An 18,140-nucleotide genomic window follows, 5' to 3' on the forward strand; every position below is an offset into this window, starting at 1 on the left:
GCCGGCGATACCGCCGTCGGCATATAACCGCCCGTCATGGCCGGCGATACCGCCGTAGGCATGTAGCCGCCCGTCATGGCCGGCGACACCGCCGTAGGCATGTAGCCGCCCGTCATGGCCGGCGACACCGCCGTCGGCATACTGTAGCCGCCCGTCATGGCCGGCGATACCGCCGTCGGCATATAACCGCCCGTCATGGCCGGCGATACCGCCGTAGGCATGTAGCCGCCCGTCATGGCCGGCGACACCGCCGTAGGCATGTAGCCGCCCGTCATGGCCGGCGACACCGCCGTCGGCATACTGTAGCCGCCCGTCATGGCCGGCGATACCGCCGTCGGCATATAACCGCCCGTCATGGCCGGCGATACCGCCGTAGGCATGTAGCCGCCCGTCATGGCCGGCGACACCGCCGTAGGCATGTAGCCGCCCGTCATGGCCGGCGACACCGCCGTCGGCATACTGTAGCCGCCCGTCATGGCCGGCGATACCGCCGTCGGCATGCCGTACCCGCCCGTCATGGCCGGCGATACCGCCGTCGGCATGTAGCCGCCCGTCATGGCCGGCGATACCGCCGTCGGCATGCCGTACCCGCCCGTCATGGCCGGCGATACCACCGTCGGCATGCCGTACCCGCCCGTCATGGCCGGCGATACCGCCGTCGGCATGCCGTACCCGCCCGTCATCTCCGGCGACACCGCCGTCGGCATGTAGCCGCCCGTCATCTCCGGCGACACCGCCGTCGGCTGGCTGTAGCCGTAGCCGCTGTGTACCGGAGCCGCCGGCAGGTCGTGCAGCGACATGACTTCAGTCGCTGGAATGCCGTACTGCTTAAACAAGTCGACGTTATGTTCGTAGGTCGGATACGTGGGATATTTTTTCTCTACGACCGGAATTTCCGTAGGTATCGGCATCGGCGCGGGCGTCGGTTCCGGCATCGGCGTCGGCACGGGCGCCGTGCTCGGCTTTTGACCGGTCGATTTTTTGCCCGTCGGAATTTTACCGGTCGGGATTTTGCCCATTAGCCCTTGCACGCCTTGCATGACGGAGGACGGATGGAGCGGATGGTGGCCCGTTCCCGATTTGTGGCCGTGATGCATCTCGTGCGTTTCCGGCATGGTTCCGGACATGCCCGGCTTCGGAATGTTGACGACTTCGCCCGTCAGCAGCACGTTCGGGTTCTTCAGTTGCGGATTTGCCTTGATCATGTCGCCGAGCGGCACGCCCCATGCTTTGGACAGCTTCCACAGCGTATCGCCCTGCTGCACGACGTGCTGATGCATGATGTCCATATCGCCGCCCGTCGTCGCCGGCACTTTGATCTTCATGCCGACGTCGATTTCGTCCGGATTCGTAATCGAAGGGTTAAGCTTTAAAATCTCTTCCAGCGACACGTCGTACTTTTGCGCGATCAAGTACAGCGTATCGCCTTTTTTCACAATATGAATTTTCACCCGCCAAAAACCTCCTGTCACGTTTTTACGTCTGGGGCAGACGTGGCAAACGCCCGTTATCAATCCCTACATCCTATGCAGGAGGTGGGCGAGTGTCACCCATGTTCGCAAAAAAAAATTGAAGCTTCCCGCGGGCGGACGCCCTTGGAAAAGCTTCAATTCAATCCGATCGGGACGGCTTATTCGTAGACCTTCACGCCGTCGAGTTCGACCGTGTTGCGGAACTCCGCCAGCAGCCGCGACGTGATCGGGCCCGCCTTCCCTTCGCCGATCGTCCGGCCGTCCACCTCGCGCACCGCGATGACTTCCGCCGCCGTGCCCGTGAAGAACACCTCGTCCGCCACGTAGACGTCGTGGAGCGTGAACGGCTCCTCCTTCAGCGAATAGCCCAGCTTCGCGCACAGCTCGATGATCGTCGCGCGCGTAATGCCTTCCAAGGCCCCGACGTAGCAAGGCGGCGTGTAAACGACCCCGCGCTTGACGATGAAGATGTTGTCGCTGGAGCCCTCCGCGACGTAGCCCTGGGCGTTCAGCATGATCGCTTCGCCCACCCCGGCCAGGTTCGCCTGGATTTTCACCAAAATGTTGTTCAAGTAATTCAGCGATTTGATCTTCGGATTGAGGGCGTCCGGCAGGTTGCGGCGCTGCGAGACCGATACGGATACGAGGCCGTCGCGGTACGCCTCCTCGGGGTAGATCGCCAGCTGCTCGACGATGATGATGATCCAAGCCGCGGGGCAGCGCGTCGGATCCAGGCCCAAATTGCCGGGACCGCGCGAGACGACGAGCCGGATGTAGCCGTCGCGCAGCTCGTTGCGGCGGATCGTCTCGACGAGCGCCGCTTCCATCTCCCCGTAGGAGAGCGGAATGTCCAGCATGATCGATTTCGCGGAATCGTACAGCCGGTCGAGATGCTCCTTACATTTAAAAATGTTGCCGTTGTAAATCCGGATCCCTTCGAAAATGCCGTCTCCGTATAGAAAGCCGTGATCGAACACCGACACCTTCGCATCCTCTTTGCTTACGTAGTTCCCGTTGAGATAAATCACTTGTTCCGCCATGATGGTACCTGCACCTCCGGAATAGGTTCGTCGTTACGGCCGCAAGGCTTCGAACGAAAAACTTGGATAGCTGCCGAGCACGCGCACTTGGCATCCGATCGCTTCGATTTCGGCGATGGCGGACGGCAGCAGAACCGTGTCGGTCGACATTTCGATATCGATCAGAAAATAATAATTGCCGAGCTTCTTCTTCGTCGGCCGCGATTCGATGCGGGACAAGTTGATGCGGCGCCACGAGAAGGCGGACAGCACCTGATGCAGCGCGCCCGGGTAGTCTTCCGGCAGCGTCACCAGGATGGTCGTCTTATGCTTCTCCGACGTCCGCAGCGCGAACGGCTTCGGGCCGACCAGCAGGAACCGGGTGTAATTGTTGTCGTGGTCGGTCACCGCCGACTCTAGCACGTCGAGGGCGTTGTCGGCCGCGGCGGACACTTGGCCGATCGCCGTCCAGCCGCGTCCCGGATTGTCGCGGACGATGCGGACCGCCTCCGACGTGCTGCCGACATGCTCCAGCTCGGCATGCGGCAGATGCCGCTTCAGATACTGGGTGCATTGCGCCATGGCCACCGGGTGGCTCATGACCTTCACGATGCGCCCGTACGCCAGGCTGCCGTCCGCCTCGGTCAATTCGGCGGAAGCCCCGATCAGGTTCTGAATGGAGGGATACACCCATTCGGCCTGGATCGGCAGGTTCACCTCGTCCACGAGCCAGTCGGTATGCAGGCTGACGGAGCCGTCGATCGTGTTCTCGATCGGAATGACGGCATAATCCGTCCGGCCTTCCGCCGTGGACAGGAAGACGTCCGCGATCATGCGGTGGTAATCGTACCGGATGTCGACGCCGAGGCCGTTCAGCATCAGCCGTGCGGCTTCGTCCGACGTCGATCCTTTGGTCAAACACGATGCGCTTATCATGCGTTGACTTCTCCTTTGATCCGTTCCATGAAGGAACCTTGGTTGCCGGCCGCTCCCGCGGTCAGCTCGGGACCGCGCGCGTCCGGCGTCAGCCACTTCGTCTCCGCCTCGATGCCGTGCGCGCGCAGCGTATCGAGCAGGAACGCTTCGAGCTCCGCCTTCCGCGCGCTCTTGCGGTCGACGAGCGCGAGCAGCGTCGGACCCGCGCCGCTCAGGGCGGCCCCGAGCGCGCCGTGCTTGGTCGCCCGCTCCAGGATGACCGACATGCCGGGCACGAGCGGCGCGCGGTACGGCTGATGCAGCTTGTCCCGCATGGCGAACGGAATGAGGTCCAGCCGGCCGCTCGCGAACGCCGCGACGAGCAGCGAGCTGTTCGCGACGTTGTAGACCGCGTCCTTCAGGTCCAGCTTCGCGGGCAGCGCGTGCCGCGCCTTCTCCGTCTGCAGCTGGAACGCCGGAATCGCGACCAGCACCTCCAGGTCGGCATGCGGCTCGAGGCGGACCTTCTCGGCGCGTTCGCCGTCCCAGGAGGATACGACGATGCCTCCGAACAGGGAAGCGCCGACGTTGTCCGGATGCCCTTCCAGCCGCGAAGCGATCTGGAACAGCTCGTCCTCGCCCAGCTTGCCGCCGGTCAGCGCGTTCGCCGCCACGAGCGCGCCGACGATCGCCGTGGCGCTGCTGCCGAGCCCGCGCGTCAGCGGGATGTCGCTGTACATCGCGATGCGCAGCTCCGGCATGTCGACGCCGGCTTCAGCGAAAACCATTTGCGCGACCTTGTAGATCAAATTCGTCTTGTCCGTCGGTATGCCGCCCAAATCATCGCCGTACAGTTCGACGACGGTGTTGCCTTCGACCGGTTCCATCTCGATCCACGAATACAGCGACAAGGCCATGCCAAGCGTGTCGAAGCCCGGGCCGAGATTCGCCGTGCTGGCCGGAACCTTCACCAATACCTGGCCGTTTCTCATCTTACCGCACCCTCCATAATTGACGGATGGCGTCCTTAACCTTTGATGCCCTGTCAGGTCTGTTCATCCGCTGCGTATTGTATTGCTTGCCTGTCGCCGTCTCGCCGCAAGCGTGAGCGGCTTGTTAGCCTTCCACGCGGTATACGCTCTTGACGGTCTTCACGACGTCCATCCGTTCGAACGAATTCAGCACGCGGTTTGCGGCCGCTTTGCTCGCGTCGTGCGTAATGATGATGATTTCCGCCTCCGGAATGTTCGGGTTCGGCTGCTGCACTACGGATTCCAGGCTGACCTCGTGCTCCGCGAACGCCTGCGTGATCTGGGCGAGCACCCCGGCGCGGTCGGCGACGTGCAGCAGAATGAAGTATTTCGAGGCGATCTGCTCGTCGGTTTTGAGCTTCTTTTCTTTATAGGCGAGCAATTCCTGCTTGCCGTTCACGCCAAGCTTGAGATTCTTCACGACCGCCACCAGGTCCGCCACGACGGACGTGGCCGTCGGCAGCTCGCCGGCGCCCGGGCCGTAAAACATCGTCTCGCCCACGGCTTCGCCATAGACGTACACCGCGTTGTACACGCCGTTAACCGACGCGATCGGATGCGATGTCTTCACCATCGTCGGCTGCACGCCGACGCTGATGTAATCGTCCTGGCGCTCCGCGATGCCGAGCAGCTTCACTTCGTAGCCGAGGCGCTTCGCGTACAGGATATCCTCGCGGCTGATCGCCGAGATCCCCTTGACGTCGACGTCCTCGAGCGCCACGTTCGCGCGGAAGCCGAGCGTCGCCAGGATCGTCATTTTGCGCGCCGCGTCCAAACCTTCCACGTCGGAGGTCGGATCCGCTTCGGCGTAGCCGAGGTCCTGGGCTTCCTTCAGCACGTCGGCATAAGCCGCGCCTTCCTGGCTCATCTTCGTCAAAATATAGTTCGTCGTCCCGTTCACGATGCCCATGATCTTCGTGATCCGGTCGGAGGAGAAGCCTTCGATCAGCGTACGGATGATCGGGATGCCCCCGGCCACGCTCGCTTCGTACAGCACGTCGCAGCGGTTCTCCTGCGCGGCCGCGAGAATTTCCGGTCCGTGCAGCGCCATCAGGTCCTTGTTCGCCGTCACGACGTGCTTGCCGCGGGCCAGCGCTTCGAGAATGTACGTCCGGGTCGTTTCGATCCCGCCCATGACTTCGACGATGACGTCGATGTCGGGATGATGAATGACGTCCCATGCGTCTTCGGTTAATTTCGCGGGATCGATGCTGATGGATCTCGCCTTGCTTTTATTTTGCACGAGCACCTTCTCGATGACGATCGGGGAGCCGACCTGGCTTTGCAGGTCCGTTTGATGGCCTTCCACGATGCGCACGACGCCCGTTCCCACGGTGCCGAGTCCGAGCAATCCTACTTTAATCGGTTTCATTCCGTTTACCCTCCAACGTTAAAATCTATCCTTGGCCGATGATGGACGCCTTGCGGACGCCGTCCTGCCTGCGGAGCGCCTCCAAAAAATCGAACAGCGCGCCGCGCATGAGCGAGGTATCAACGGAAATGACGACGTTTGCCAGTCCCTGAAGCGGGATCGTTTGATGGATCGTCAGCACGTTTCCTTCGGAGCCGGCCACGAGGCCGAGCACTTTGGAGAGGACGCCCGAACGATGATCCAAATCCATCGATATCGTGACGATCGTCTCGCGCGCGAGCTGGTTCTGCGCGTAGACGCCGTCCTTGTATTTATAGAAGGCGCTGCGGCTGAGGCCGACCCGTTCGGCGGCTTCGTGAACGGTGGCGGCTTCGCCCCGGCGAAGCATTTCTTTGACCTGTATGGTCTTCACGATCGCTTCCGGCAGCATATCCTCGCGAACGACGTAATATCGTTCCTCCACTGGCCGTCCTCCCATCAAAGACATCTGTTCTTCCATAGAGGACATTATAACCAATAAACGAAGCCGTGGCAATAGACATTTCCTTGCCGTCCCTCGCGCCCGCCGCTCAAACGAAAAAAGCCGCCGCGAGCCGCGCCTGCAGCAGGGCAGACGGGGCTCCGGCAGCCGGGCTCCGGGACGCTAATCGTGGTAATAGAAGTCGCTTCCCTCGAAAAATTCGAACGAGTAATCCCCGATGCGAACGATATCGCCGTCTTTCGCGCCGATCTTGCGCAGCGCGGCGTCGACGCCCATCATCCGCAGCGTCCGCGCGAACCGCATGATCGCGTCGTACGAATTGTTCAGGTTGACGCGCTTCATGAACTTCTCGATATACGGGCTCTCCACGTAGAAGCCCTCGTTTTCCTTGCCGACCTTGAAGGAGCGGTCTTCTTCCTGGTCCAGCCGGAACACCTTGCGTTCGGCCACGTCCCGCACTTCCTCGATCTGACGGGTCTCCGGCACGGTCTCGAGCAGGTCGGCCGCTTTGTAAAGCAGCTCCTGCACGCCCTGCTTCGTCAGCGAAGACATCGCTACGATCTGGTGCTCGGTCTCGTCGCCGCGCGCCGCCAGCTGCTCGCGGAACAGCGCGAGCTGCTCCTCCGCTTCCGGCATGTCCATCTTGTTCGCGACGATGATCTGCGGCCGCGTCGCGAGCGCGGCGTTGTACAGCTCCAGCTCCTGGTTGATCGTCACCCAATCCTGGTACGGATCGCGTCCCTCGGAGCCCGACATGTCCAGCACGTGCAGGATGATCCGCGTCCGCTCGACATGGCGCAGGAAGTCATGCCCGAGCCCGACGCCTTCGTGCGCGCCTTCGATCAGTCCCGGCAGGTCCGCCATGACGAAACTGCGTCCGTCGCCGACGTCGACGACGCCGAGATTCGGCGAGATCGTCGTGAAGTGATAGGCGCCGATCTTCGGCTGGGCAGCGGAGACGATCGACAGCAGCGTCGACTTGCCCACGCTCGGAAACCCGACGAGCCCGACGTCCGCCATGACTTTCAGCTCCAGAATGATCCAGCGCTCTTCGCCTTCCTCGCCGTTCTCCGCGAAATCCGGCGCCGGGTTGCTCGCCGTCGCGAACCGCGTATTGCCGCGTCCGCCCCGTCCGCCGCGGGCCACGACGACTTCCGAGCCGTGCGTCGTCATGTCCGCGAGTATTTCGCCGGAATCGTCGTCCAGAATGACCGTCCCCGGCGGAATCCGGACGACCATGTCCTCGGCGTTCGACCCGTGCATCGTCTTCACTTTGCCGCGCTCGCCCCGCTCGCCCTTGAAATGCTTCTGGTAGCGGAAATCCATCAGCGTCCTGAGGCCGCTGTCCACGCGGAAGATGACGTCGCCGCCCTTCCCGCCGTCGCCGCCGGCCGGCCCGCCCTGCGGCACGTATTTTTCCCGGCGGTACGAGACGATGCCGTTCCCGCCGTCGCCGCCTTTTACGAATATTTTCGCCTTATCGACAAACATGTCTTTGCTTCCTCCGTTTACTTCCCAAGCTGCGCCTCAAGCATGAGCGTCCCTTTGTCCGGATCCCATTCCGTCGCCTCCAACGGGGCGCCCTTAAGCGCCAGCTCGCAATTCTTCTTCCATGCCTCGCCGGAAGCCAGCTCGCCGTCGAAGTAGAACGACAGCATGAGCTTGTCTTCCTCCGCGGACAGATCCACCAGCAGCTTAGCCGGTTCCCCGCCGTTCGACGCCGCCGCTTCGCGGTATGCCCGAATCAGTTCTATGATCGCATGCGCCGCCCGTTCGCCGTTTGGGAACAGTTCGGCCAGGTTCACTTCTCCGTCGATGTCCATGTCAATAACCATCGCGTTGGTCGTCGTGCGGAACGACTGCAAAAACAGCACCAACGCCGGAACCCCGAGTTTGGCGATTTTGCTTTCCGTCTGCATCCGTTCCCTTATCTGTTCCACGCACTGGATCGTCTTATCCGTCTTGCCCATCCGAATATAGCCGTAGACGATTTGCAGGTCGTTCATCCAATCATGCCGGTGGTGATTCAGCGTCGCGATCGCGGCCCGCTGAATCGCGCGTTCCGCATCCTTGCGCCGCCCGGCCTGCTCTGCCGCGAGAGAGCGGTTCCACAATACCGCCGCGCACGCCGTCCACGCCAGAAAAATTGCTATAAGCCATCGATGCATAGGCCAAACCAGAACCGCAGCCGCCGGCAGAATGACGGAAGCGGCCGCGTAATATCGGATGCGATTCATGACGACCGAGCCTACTTTCCTATTCTTTCCTAACCTTAACAGTATAGCACAAGGTCAGACGGCTGTCGCCGTTTAGCGGCGCCGACTCTCCGGCAAAAAAGAAAACCCCGGCCTGCGAGCAGACCGGGGAGTGTTTCTTATTCCGCCGCAGCGACCGCTGCCGCTGCAACCGGGTAAACGCTGACTTTCTTGCGATCGCGTCCCCAACGTTCGTATTTCACGACGCCTTCCACTTTCGCGAAGAGCGTATCGTCTTTGCCGATGCCGACGTTGTTGCCCGGATGAACTTTCGTTCCGCGTTGACGAACAAGAATGCTTCCCGCCGTTACCGTTTGGCCGTCGGCGCGTTTCGCGCCGAGACGTTTCGATTGGCTGTCGCGTCCGTTCTTCGTCGAACCTACGCCTTTCTTCGAAGCGAAGAGCTGAAGATTCAGTTTCAACATGGATGTTCCCTCCTTCATTGACGAAATTGTTGATGAATGACGACAAACTTGCCGTACGAGGCCGCGATGGATTCGAGCATCACGATCATGCCCTCCAGAAGCAGCTGCGTCTTCGCGTCGGAATCCGCATCCGCTCCGGCGGGTATTTCGGATCGGAGCCAGCCGCTCTTCATCGAAGCCGGGAGCTCGACGCCCGCCAGCGCTTCGATCGCGTTCACCGTGCCGACCGATACGGCCGACACGCCGGCGCAAACGATGTCTTTGCCCGGATTGGCGAACTTGGCATGTCCCTCTATCGCGAACGATACGATCCGTCGATCGGCGGCGGACTGCCGCGCAATGGTGACCGTAATCATAGCGTTGCCTCTTACGCTTCGATCTTGCCAATCGTTACTTTGGAGTACGGTTGACGGTGACCTTGCTTACGGCGGTAGTTTTTCTTCGCTTTATATTTGTAAACGACGATTTTTTGGCCTCTGCCGTGCTTCTCGACGGTTGCCGTTACCGTAGCGCCGGATACGACCGGCGTGCCCGTAACGAGCTCTTCGCCTTTGGAAACAGCCAATACGCGGTCGAACGTGACGCTCGTGCCCTCTGCGGCATCCAGTTTCTCGATGTACAGTACGTCGCCCTCTTGTACTTTGTATTGCTTTCCGCCCGTTTCAATGATTGCAAACATGTGTTGCACCTCCTTATATCGAAGACTCGCCTGATTCAGGTGCCGCGTAAGCGGAGCTCGCGCGAGCTTCATGACCCGTTCTGTGCGGTAAATGCGTTTGCAATTCGCCTATCTCAATCGCAGACACCATAACATAATAACACACATCATGCCCGATAGCAACGCATAAATCAGGCATTTGTCCGGCCGCGGCCTGCCAAGAGCTTTCGGCTGCCTGAGTACCCCGCTTCACTAGCCGCTCCTTGCCGCACTCGCTATTCCTTACTCCTTCTAGCTTCTGCTACTCCTTGCTTCCCGTCGCTTCCTTCGCCGGCGGCGCCTTCTGCTCGCGCACCTTCTTGCGCGTCATCTCGAGCAGTCCGAGCCTTGTCCAGCCGACGACCTGGCACTTGGTCCGGTCGGAGCGGACGCAGCGTTCGAGCAGCCCCATGACCTGTTCCCGATGCAGCTCCTGCTCCATGTCGATGAAATCCACGATGATGATGCCGCCGACGTCCCGGAGCCGGAGCAGCCGCGCGATCTGCTCGGCCGCCTCCAAGTTCGTCCGGAATACCGTATCCTCCAGGTCGGAGGTGCCGACGAAGCGTCCCGTGTTGACGTCGATGACGGTCAGCGCCTCGGTCGCGTCCCAGACGAGATCGCCCCCCGACTTGAGCCGGTAGCGGCGCTGGCACGCTTCCTGCATTTGCTCGTGAATATTCGCCTGCTGAAAGAGCGAAGCGCCGCCGATCACGGGCTCGAACAACCGCAGCCTCGGGAGCATGGCAGGCGCCAGCCGCTTCATCATGGCCTTCGTCTTGCGGAAGACGGCGCCGTCGTCGATCCAGATCTGGTCGATCTCGGCGGTCAGCAGATCCCGGACCAGCCGGTGCACGAGATCGGCGTCGCGATGCAGCAGCATCGGCGCCGAAGCCGATTCGCCGCGGTTGCGGATCTCCTGCCAGAGCTCGCGCAGAAACCGCACGTCTCCCTCCAGCGACTCCACGCTTTCGCCTTCGGCGGCCGTCCGCATGATGACGCCTTCGCCGGGCAGGCGGATCCGCTCCCCGATCGCGCGCATGCGGGAACGTTCCGATTCCGTGCTTACTTTCTTCGAGACGCCTATGTAATCGGCGATCGGCATATAGACGAGGAACCGGCCCGGCAGGGAGAAATGCGTGGTGACCCGCGCCCCCTTGCCGCCGAGCGGTTCCTTCATCACCTGCACGAGCAGCTCCTGGCCGGGCTGCAGCAGCCGGTTGATCTGCGGCTTCTCCTTCGGCTGGCGCTCCAGGTGCGGATGCAGCACGTCGTCGATGTACAGAAACGCGTTCTTCGGCAGCCCGATATCGACGAAGGCCGCCTGCATGCCGGGCAGCACGTTCACGACGCGCGCCTTATAGATGCTGCCGACGAGCTGGCCGGCGTTTTCGGTTTTTTCCATATAATATTCTTGCAGGGCATGATCGTCGACGATGGCGATTTGCAGCATGTCTTTCTGACCGTGTACGAGCATTTTTTTCATTCCATGACCTCCTGCCTCGGTCGGTCTCCACGGATACCTATTTTACATGAAAAGCTCCAAGACTGCACGGTCCGCTTTTCCGTCCGATAGAAATCCGCTCACGAGCCGCTGCTCCGGCAGCACGCCCAGCACGTCCCCCTGCTCCTCCATCACGACGATCAGATGGTAGCTGTCCCGCTTGAACAGCCGCAGCGCGGCGAGCACCGTGTAGCCCTTCGGCACGATGATCGGAAACGCCCACGTCCCGCGGGTCACCGATTTGGACGCGGCAGACGCGCGGTTCGTCAGGAAGCGCAGAAAGAGGAACGGGATGTTGCGGCGGGTCGTCCAATTGCTTAGCAGCAGGAAGACGCCCACGGCGATCAGGTTGAGATGCAGATGGATCGCGTTGCCGCTCGTCACGGCGGGCACGATCGCGCTCGCGACCATCAGCGCGCTGAAGAGAAGACTGATTCTTGTACCCCAGACGAGCGTGGCGTGAAACGTCAGCGTGCGGCTGAGGCCCGCCTGCATGAGCTTCCCGCCGTCGAGCGGCAGGATCGGGAGCAGATTGAACAGCCCGATCATGAGGTTGGCTTCGCACACGTAAGCCGCCCAGGCCGGATCCCATGCGCCGGCATGCCCGAGCAGCCAGGCGGCGCCCGCCATCCACACGTTCTGGAGGGGGCCGGCGATCGCCACCAGGGCCTCCTCCCTGGCCGGCAGCCCGCTCCCGTCCTCGACCTCCGCCACCCCGCCGAAGGGCAGCAGCTTCACCTCGCGCACCGTCCAGCCGAATCCCCTCGCCGCGAAGACATGGCCGAGCTCGTGGACGAGCACGATGGCGAACAGCGTCAGGAGCTCGGCGAAATACCCCGTAACGACGGAAGCGAGCATGACCAGCACGAAGAGCGGATGAACGGACCACCGGATGCCGCCAAGCTTAATCAATCGGAACGACGTCCGCGGGATCGACGTATCGGCCTTTCTCCTTCACGGCGAAATAGAGCAAGCTCTGTCCGCCTTCCTCCTTCGACGCCTGCAGCTTGCCGAGCGTCTTGCCGGCTTCGACCCAGTCGTTGGCCGCCACGATCACGCCGCTCAAATGGCTGTACACCGTCACGCGTTCGTTGGCGTGCTGCACGACGACGGTATCGCCGCCGTCCGCGTCCTTCGAGACGAGGATGACGCGGCCCGTCTCGGCCGCCAGCACCGTCTGTTCCGGGCTGCCCGCGATATCGACGCCGCTCAGCGTCTCCGCGAACGAACGCACGAGCGTGCCGGCGGGCAGCGGCGACACGATCGGCAGCTCTACGGCGCCTTCCGCGAGCCGGGATTCCTCGCTCTTGCCGTTCCCGAAGATCGGGATGAACGAAGGCGCCCCGGCGAACCATTTCCGGTACAAGGACGAAGCGGCGGAGTAATCCATGTTTTCGGTTAAGGCGGACGTGACGGCTTCCTGGCCTTTTTTGGCGACGGGCAAATCCGATTTGAACATTACGAACACGATCGCGAATACCGCCGCGGCGATGGCCGACTGGATGAAGAGCCCCCGAACGATGAACCGATAGCCGCCCGGACGCTCCGGCGGCGGGCCGCCGCGCTTGGCGGCCTTGACGTCTTTGCTCGGCAAGGGGGCGATGTTCCAGCCGGCGGTCTCCCACGGATTCGGATTGGCTTTCCACATCCGCTCCGGATCTTGCTCGTCCCGCTGCCGCGCGGGCAAAGCCGGCAGCCTGTCCGGCAGCCCGGCGCCGTTCTCCGTCCCCGGCGGCAGCGCGAAAGGCGTGTCCGCGTCCGGCCTCGGCCCGCGCTCCTGCCGCGGCTCCGAATGCCGGTGCGCGGTCTGTCCGGCGCGTTCGGCGTTGTCTTCCATAATCCGGCGGATGCGCTCCTGCCGGCGGTCGCGAATGCTGTTGCGGGTACTCATAACCGATCCCTCCACCTATACGGCTTGTTCATTCCAGTATATGAGCGGATGGGACGGGTTATGAGTTGACCGAAAAGGGATCGTCCGCTATAGAACGCCGAGAATCCAGCCTTCCAGGGGCACGATCTCCTCTCGCGTCTTAGGCGTCAACGTCTGCAGCGCGAGATAGAGCGGAAGCGTGCCGGCGGCGTCTTGCTCGCGCAGCCAGCAGGACACCGCGTACGCGTCGCGTTCGTCCCGCTTCGCGAGCTCCGCCGGATACGCGTACCGGTTGTAGAAGAGCGACGGATACGCCTCGGCGACGACGCTCTTGCCCGCTTCCGGCAGCAGCCCGTCGAACGGCCAGACGTGCAGCACGTCGGCGTATTCCCGGCGAAGCTCGTACAGCCAGGGGAGACCGGCGTGCGTCGAGAACGCGACCGAGATGAGCCTCGGATCGAGATTCAGCACGCTCTTGGCCGAGGACGTGAATTTCTCGGTCAGCCGCAGCTCCGTCGGATGAGTGTACGGCAGCGTCGGCGCGGCGACGGACGAGACCGGCCGTTCTTTCGCCGCGCCCCACAGCGCATGGAAATGCCGCATGAAGTCCCACCAGGTGCCGAATGCGGGCTTGACCGCGGTCGCTTCCCGAAAGTACGACAGCGGGAACGACAGGCCGTGGTCGAGCCCGACGATCATCGCCCCCCGCCCGCCGCCGCGCTGCTCCTGCAGCCGATCCGCCAAGTAGCGGAACGCGCCTGCCCTGGACCAGCTGCTCCGGCCCATTGCCCGGACCGGCAGGCCGGCCGCGTCCGACTCGAAGATTTGGATCGCGGTATGCCGCTGCGAGGGCAGCCCTTTGCCGGAATAATCGATGCCGACGTAATGCGCGAACATGGTCGTTCCTCCTTCGAACCCTATTTGCGAATGCTTGCATTCGCCCTTCCCGCTTCAATGAGAAGAACCGCCCGGCGATGCCGGACGGTCAAGTAGCCAGTTCGTATTTCTCCTGATGCGCCTTCACGCTGAAGACGATGCCGATGCACAGCATGTTGAGCAGCAGCGACGTGCCGCCGTAGCTGACGAACGGCAGCGTAATGCCGGTGATCGGCATCAGCCCGATCATCATGCCGATGTTCTGGAAGACTTGGAAGACGTACATCGACACGATGCCGATGATGATGAACGATCCCCGCAAGTCGTAGCACTGGAAGGCGATGATGATCATCCTGTAGATCAGCAGGAAGTAAAGCATCAGCACGACGGCCGCTCCCTGGAACCCGAATTCTTCGCCGATGACGACGAAGATGGCGTCGGAGTACGGATACGGAATGAATTTGCGGTTTTTGGACTCGCCTTTCATGTACCCGTCCCCGGTCAAGCCGCCCGAGCCGATCGCGATCTTGGCCTTTTGGGCCTGATACACTTCCTTCTCCGAAGCCGTCTCCGGGTTGATGAAGCCGTTAATCCGTTCGTACCAGTGCAGCTTGTGATGGCTTTCCGCGTAATCGTGAATTTGCTGGTTATACGCATTGAACAGGAACATGAACACCATGAGGCTGCCGACGACGATCGTCAAACCGAGCAGCACGTGCGTGTACCGAACGTTGCCGATCCACAGCATGCCGAGCACGATGACCAAATAAATAATGGCATTGCCCAAGTCGGGCTGGATCATGACGAGCGCGAACGGCACGAACGAGAACGCCGCGACGACGAACAAATCCTGGCGCACGCGCAGCGGGTCGCCCTGCCGCCTGCCCATCAGGTACGCGACGGTGATGATCAAAATGATCTTCACCATCTCGGCCGGTTGGAACTGCAAGCCGCCCGGGAGCTGGAACCAGCTCTTCGCGCCGTTGATTTCGGGCGCCGTCAAATAGACGACGACCAGCATAATCAAACCGAACCCGTACAGCACGTACCAGGCCTTCAAGTACAGCCGGTAATCGAACAGAGCCGCGACCAGCGCCACGAAAAAGCCCAGCACGTAGAAGATGACGGTACGCACGTCGTAATTGGCGTAGTCCGGGTTGCCGTACGTCGCGCTGTGCACGAGCAGCGTGCTGACGACCGTGAACGCCAGCAGGATGAGGATCATGCTCACGTCGATTTTTTTCAGTTTATTCAGCACTTCCGAATCATCCTATTCCAAGAAACTTGCGGAATCGCTTCATGACGCCCGCCTTCTCTTCGAGCGGCATGAGCGGCACCATGTCGCCGAGCATCCGCCTCGCGATGTTGCGGTAAGCGATGGCGGCGCGGGACGATGGATCCATGACGGTCGGTTCGCCGGCGTTCGCCGCCTTGATGACCTTCTCGTCGTCCGGGACGATGCCGAGCAGATCAATGGCAAGCACCTGGCAAATCTCGTCGATGTCCAGCATTTCCCCTGAACGGACCATATTGCCCCGGATCCGGTTGATGACGAGCCGCGAGGGCACCTGCGACTGCTCCAGCAGACCGATGACCCGGTCGGCGTCGCGGACGGCCGCGTTCTCCGGCGTCGTCACGATAATCGCACGGTCGGCGCCGGCGATCGCGTTGCGGAAGCCCTGCTCGATGCCGGCCGGACAATCGATGATGACATAGTCGTATTCCTTCTTCAGCTCGAGCACGATGTCCTTGACCTGTTCGGGCGTGATGTCGCTTTTGTCTTTCGTTTGGGCGGCCGGCAGCATGTACAGCTCTTCGAAACGCTTGTCCTTCACCAGAGCCTGGTTCAGCCTGCAGCGGCCTTCGGCGACGTCGATCAAATCGTAGATGATGCGGTTCTCGAGGCCCATGACCACGTCCAAATTGCGCAGGCCGATGTCGGTATCGACCATGCAAACCTTTTTGCCAAGCAAAGCGAGCGCCGTTCCGATATTGGCCGAAGTCGTCGTCTTGCCGACTCCGCCCTTGCCCGACGTGACTACAATCGCTTCTCCCATGACTTTCACACTCCCCCGCTCAAGCTCTAAACACGACCGGCAGCTTCCGCAGGCGCTGCAGCTGCGCGATTTTATCGATTTTCATGACGCCTTCGCTCAAGAACGCATACTCCATCATCGCGTCCCCCGTGATCCACTCGTCCGGCGGGCGGCTGATCACGTCGTCGATGCGCAGCTGCGTCGGCTTCAGCAAGGAGGCCGCGATAACGGTGTCCTTGCGCCCCTTGAAGCCGGCATGGGCAAGCCCGCGAAGAGCGCCCAGCACGTAGATATCGCCGGTGCACAGGACCGTGCCCCCGGGATTGACGTCCCCCATGAGCAGCAGGTTCCCGTCGTGCTCGACGGTCTGTCCGCTGCGGACGATGCCCGCCAGCAGCTTCACGTTGTTGCCGTCCTCGGGCTTCGGCTCCGGGCGGGCTTCGCTCTCGATCGACTGCACGAGCAAGTTGCCCTGCTGGCGAATGGCGGCCCTGATCCGTTCCTTCTCGTCTTCGTTGACTTGACGGGTGCCGAGCTTCACCTGCACGTGAACGATGGGGCCTGTCAGCAGCTGTTGATGCGACTTTTCCAATTTGTACTGCAGCTCGTTCATCAAGTCGGAAAATCCGCAATTGTCGTCGAGAAGGAAGATCAGTCCCTCCTTGACGCCTTTTATGGTAATGTGCTGCTTCTCGGTCACGCTCGCCCCACCCCTCTCTCTATACGATTCTTGCCCTTGCGCGCGTTTTCCTGCTCGCGGGCGCGTCAATCTTCGTCTTCTTCCGTCTTGGGCTTGAGGCTGCCTTCGAACCACCGCCTGGCCGGCACGTACAGCGCGAGCGCGAACAGCAGCTGCAGGAACAGGCTCGGAATGATGTGCTGCGACAGCGCCCATTCATACGTTTGGTCCGTCAAGCGGAACACCTTGTAGACGAAGTAGACGACCGTATCGTAGACGAGAGTGGACAGCCCGATCATCGACAGCGCCATCAGCAGCGTGCTGCGCTTGCGCTCCATGAGCAGGCCGGTCATATAGCCGACGAGTCCCATCGCGAAGGAATGGACGCCGAGTATCCGGCCGTAGAATGCCAAATCCTGCAGCAGGCCGAACGCCAGGCCGAGCAGCAGCGCGGAATGCCGGCCCCGGTAAAGGGCGGCGAACAGCACGAACGCCAGCGTAAAATGCGGCACGATGCGTCCGACCATATCATCCGGCACGAGCCAGTAGAAGAGCGTGCCTTCCGTCAGAAAGAGCAGCAGCATGACCCCGATAATGCGCTGCAGGCTCATGGCGTCTCGTCTCCCAGATCGGGCGTCTGGACGACGAACACTTCCGTCAGATGATCGAAATCGGCCGCCGGCGTGATCGTCGCCGTGTAGGTCAAGCCGAAATCGCCGACCTGGCTGCTGTCGACCGTGCCGATGACGACGCCGCGCGGAAACACGTTGCCCTTGCCGGACGTAATGACCGTATCGCCTTTCTTCAGCGGATCGTGCTCGGATATTTTGGACATCGACAGCTTGCCGGTCTCGCTGTCGTAGTTGTCGACGATGCCGAACGAATCGTTCTCCTTGCCCAGCACCGTGGCGGCGATCTGCTTCGTGTCTGTGGAGTTGACGTTCAGCTTCGTGATCGGCATGACGGACGAGAAGAACGGATCGACCCGGGTGGTCAAGCCGACCAGGCCTTTGTTCGTCACGACGACCATGTTCGGCTTGATGCCGTCCTTGGAGCCGAGATTGATGCGGATCGTCTCGTCGTACGGATCGTTGTTCACGGCCACCACTTGCGCGATGAGGTACTTGTAGTTGTTCAGCTTCTTCTGGTTCTCCGTGAAGCTCAGATCGTCCTGAAGCTGCTTCAATTCCGCTTCCATGAAGTTATACTTGATGCTATCCCGCGCGTAGGCGGCGGCAGCGATGCGCAGCTGCTCGTTTTCCTTGTATACCTCCCGCAGATGGGTAAGGTCGTGCACCAGGTCCGACACGTAGCCGGCCGGCCGGTACAGCCATTGCTGGAAGAAGCCCGACGTGTCGAGCGCGAAATTCTCCGGCCAGGTCAGTTTCTTCCGGTCGCCGATGGAGAAGCCCATCACGGCGACGAATATAATAAAAACGATCATGAGCACAAACATCCGTTTGTTGCGCATCCAATTGAACAATTTCGTTTCACCCGCCCATTTCGCT

At 61.5% G+C, this 18,140-nt stretch carries 20 protein-coding genes; all 20 read right to left on the minus strand.

Annotated features, from left to right (window positions below):
- The coding region (locus BMZ79_RS16100; RefSeq protein ID WP_143088985.1) for a LysM peptidoglycan-binding domain-containing protein at positions 1 to 1,451 on the minus strand (1,451 nt) is incomplete at its 3' end.
- 179 nt (positions 1,452 to 1,630) lie between these two features.
- A complete protein-coding gene (ilvE, locus tag BMZ79_RS16105; protein WP_090641669.1) occupies positions 1,631 to 2,512 on the minus strand; it encodes a branched-chain-amino-acid transaminase in 882 nt (293 codons plus the stop codon).
- A gap of 33 nt (positions 2,513 to 2,545) precedes the next feature.
- Entirely contained in the window at positions 2,546 to 3,427 is an 882-nt protein-coding gene (gene pheA, locus BMZ79_RS16110) for a prephenate dehydratase (RefSeq protein ID WP_090641670.1), read from the minus strand.
- Positions 3,424 to 4,398 (minus strand): homoserine kinase, encoded by a 975-nt coding sequence (gene thrB / locus BMZ79_RS16115; protein WP_090641672.1) that lies wholly within the window; start codon positions 4,396 to 4,398, stop codon positions 3,424 to 3,426. The genes pheA and thrB overlap by 4 nt, the downstream gene beginning before the upstream one ends.
- A gap of 124 nt (positions 4,399 to 4,522) precedes the next feature.
- Positions 4,523 to 5,809 carry a homoserine dehydrogenase gene (locus BMZ79_RS16120; protein ID WP_090641673.1) on the minus strand — a complete coding sequence of 429 codons (1,287 nt, stop codon included), beginning with the start codon at positions 5,807 to 5,809 and terminating at the stop codon, positions 4,523 to 4,525.
- A gap of 25 nt (positions 5,810 to 5,834) precedes the next feature.
- Positions 5,835 to 6,272, minus strand: coding sequence for an ACT domain-containing protein (locus tag BMZ79_RS16125; protein ID WP_090641674.1), 438 nt, complete (start codon positions 6,270 to 6,272; stop codon positions 5,835 to 5,837).
- A 180-nt stretch (positions 6,273 to 6,452) separates the two neighbouring features.
- Positions 6,453 to 7,781 carry a GTPase ObgE gene (obgE, locus tag BMZ79_RS16130; RefSeq protein WP_090641677.1) on the minus strand — a complete coding sequence of 443 codons (1,329 nt, stop codon included), beginning with the start codon at positions 7,779 to 7,781 and terminating at the stop codon, positions 6,453 to 6,455.
- A 17-nt stretch (positions 7,782 to 7,798) separates the two neighbouring features.
- Positions 7,799 to 8,458 (minus strand): Spo0B domain-containing protein, encoded by a 660-nt coding sequence (locus BMZ79_RS16135; protein ID WP_256252778.1) that lies wholly within the window; start codon positions 8,456 to 8,458, stop codon positions 7,799 to 7,801.
- 206 nt (positions 8,459 to 8,664) lie between these two features.
- Positions 8,665 to 8,970 (minus strand): 50S ribosomal protein L27, encoded by a 306-nt coding sequence (gene rpmA / locus BMZ79_RS16140; protein ID WP_090641680.1) that lies wholly within the window; start codon positions 8,968 to 8,970, stop codon positions 8,665 to 8,667.
- A gap of 14 nt (positions 8,971 to 8,984) precedes the next feature.
- Entirely contained in the window at positions 8,985 to 9,326 is a 342-nt protein-coding gene (locus BMZ79_RS16145; protein ID WP_090641681.1) for a ribosomal-processing cysteine protease Prp, read from the minus strand.
- Positions 9,327 to 9,337: 11 nt separating this feature from the next.
- Positions 9,338 to 9,649, minus strand: coding sequence for a 50S ribosomal protein L21 (rplU, locus tag BMZ79_RS16150; RefSeq protein ID WP_090641683.1), 312 nt, complete (start codon positions 9,647 to 9,649; stop codon positions 9,338 to 9,340).
- Positions 9,650 to 9,929: 280 nt separating this feature from the next.
- Positions 9,930 to 11,153, minus strand: a complete 1,224-nt coding sequence (locus tag BMZ79_RS16155) for an Rne/Rng family ribonuclease (protein WP_090641684.1) — start codon at positions 11,151 to 11,153, stop codon at positions 9,930 to 9,932.
- 42 nt (positions 11,154 to 11,195) lie between these two features.
- Positions 11,196 to 12,083 (minus strand): site-2 protease family protein, encoded by an 888-nt coding sequence (locus tag BMZ79_RS16160; RefSeq protein ID WP_090641685.1) that lies wholly within the window; start codon positions 12,081 to 12,083, stop codon positions 11,196 to 11,198.
- A complete protein-coding gene (locus BMZ79_RS16165) occupies positions 12,076 to 13,062 on the minus strand; it encodes a M23 family metallopeptidase (protein ID WP_090641687.1) in 987 nt (328 codons plus the stop codon). Before BMZ79_RS16165 ends, BMZ79_RS16160 begins: the two co-directional genes overlap by 8 nt.
- Positions 13,063 to 13,149: 87 nt before the next feature.
- A complete protein-coding gene (locus tag BMZ79_RS16170; RefSeq protein WP_090641688.1) occupies positions 13,150 to 13,938 on the minus strand; it encodes a hypothetical protein in 789 nt (262 codons plus the stop codon).
- Between the two features lie 88 nt (positions 13,939 to 14,026).
- A complete protein-coding gene (locus tag BMZ79_RS16175) occupies positions 14,027 to 15,175 on the minus strand; it encodes an FtsW/RodA/SpoVE family cell cycle protein (protein ID WP_090641690.1) in 1,149 nt (382 codons plus the stop codon).
- A 7-nt stretch (positions 15,176 to 15,182) separates the two neighbouring features.
- Positions 15,183 to 15,974, minus strand: a complete 792-nt coding sequence (minD, locus tag BMZ79_RS16180; protein ID WP_090641691.1) for a septum site-determining protein MinD — start codon at positions 15,972 to 15,974, stop codon at positions 15,183 to 15,185.
- 19 nt (positions 15,975 to 15,993) lie between these two features.
- Positions 15,994 to 16,653, minus strand: coding sequence for a septum site-determining protein MinC (locus tag BMZ79_RS16185; RefSeq protein ID WP_256252779.1), 660 nt, complete (start codon positions 16,651 to 16,653; stop codon positions 15,994 to 15,996).
- Between the two features lie 65 nt (positions 16,654 to 16,718).
- The gene (gene mreD, locus BMZ79_RS16190) at positions 16,719 to 17,243 is read right to left on the minus strand and encodes a rod shape-determining protein MreD (protein WP_090641693.1); all 525 of its coding nucleotides are present in this window, start codon (positions 17,241 to 17,243) and stop codon (positions 16,719 to 16,721) included.
- Positions 17,240 to 18,103: a rod shape-determining protein MreC gene (gene mreC, locus BMZ79_RS16195; protein WP_090641694.1), complete on the minus strand. Its 864-nt coding sequence runs from the start codon at positions 18,101 to 18,103 to the stop codon at positions 17,240 to 17,242. The genes mreD and mreC overlap by 4 nt, the downstream gene beginning before the upstream one ends.
- Positions 18,104 to 18,140: the final 37 nt, after the last annotated feature.

This window comes from Paenibacillus sp. UNC496MF (assembly GCF_900113915.1).
GTDB lineage: Bacteria > Bacillota > Bacilli > Paenibacillales > Paenibacillaceae > Paenibacillus_Z > Paenibacillus_Z artemisiicola.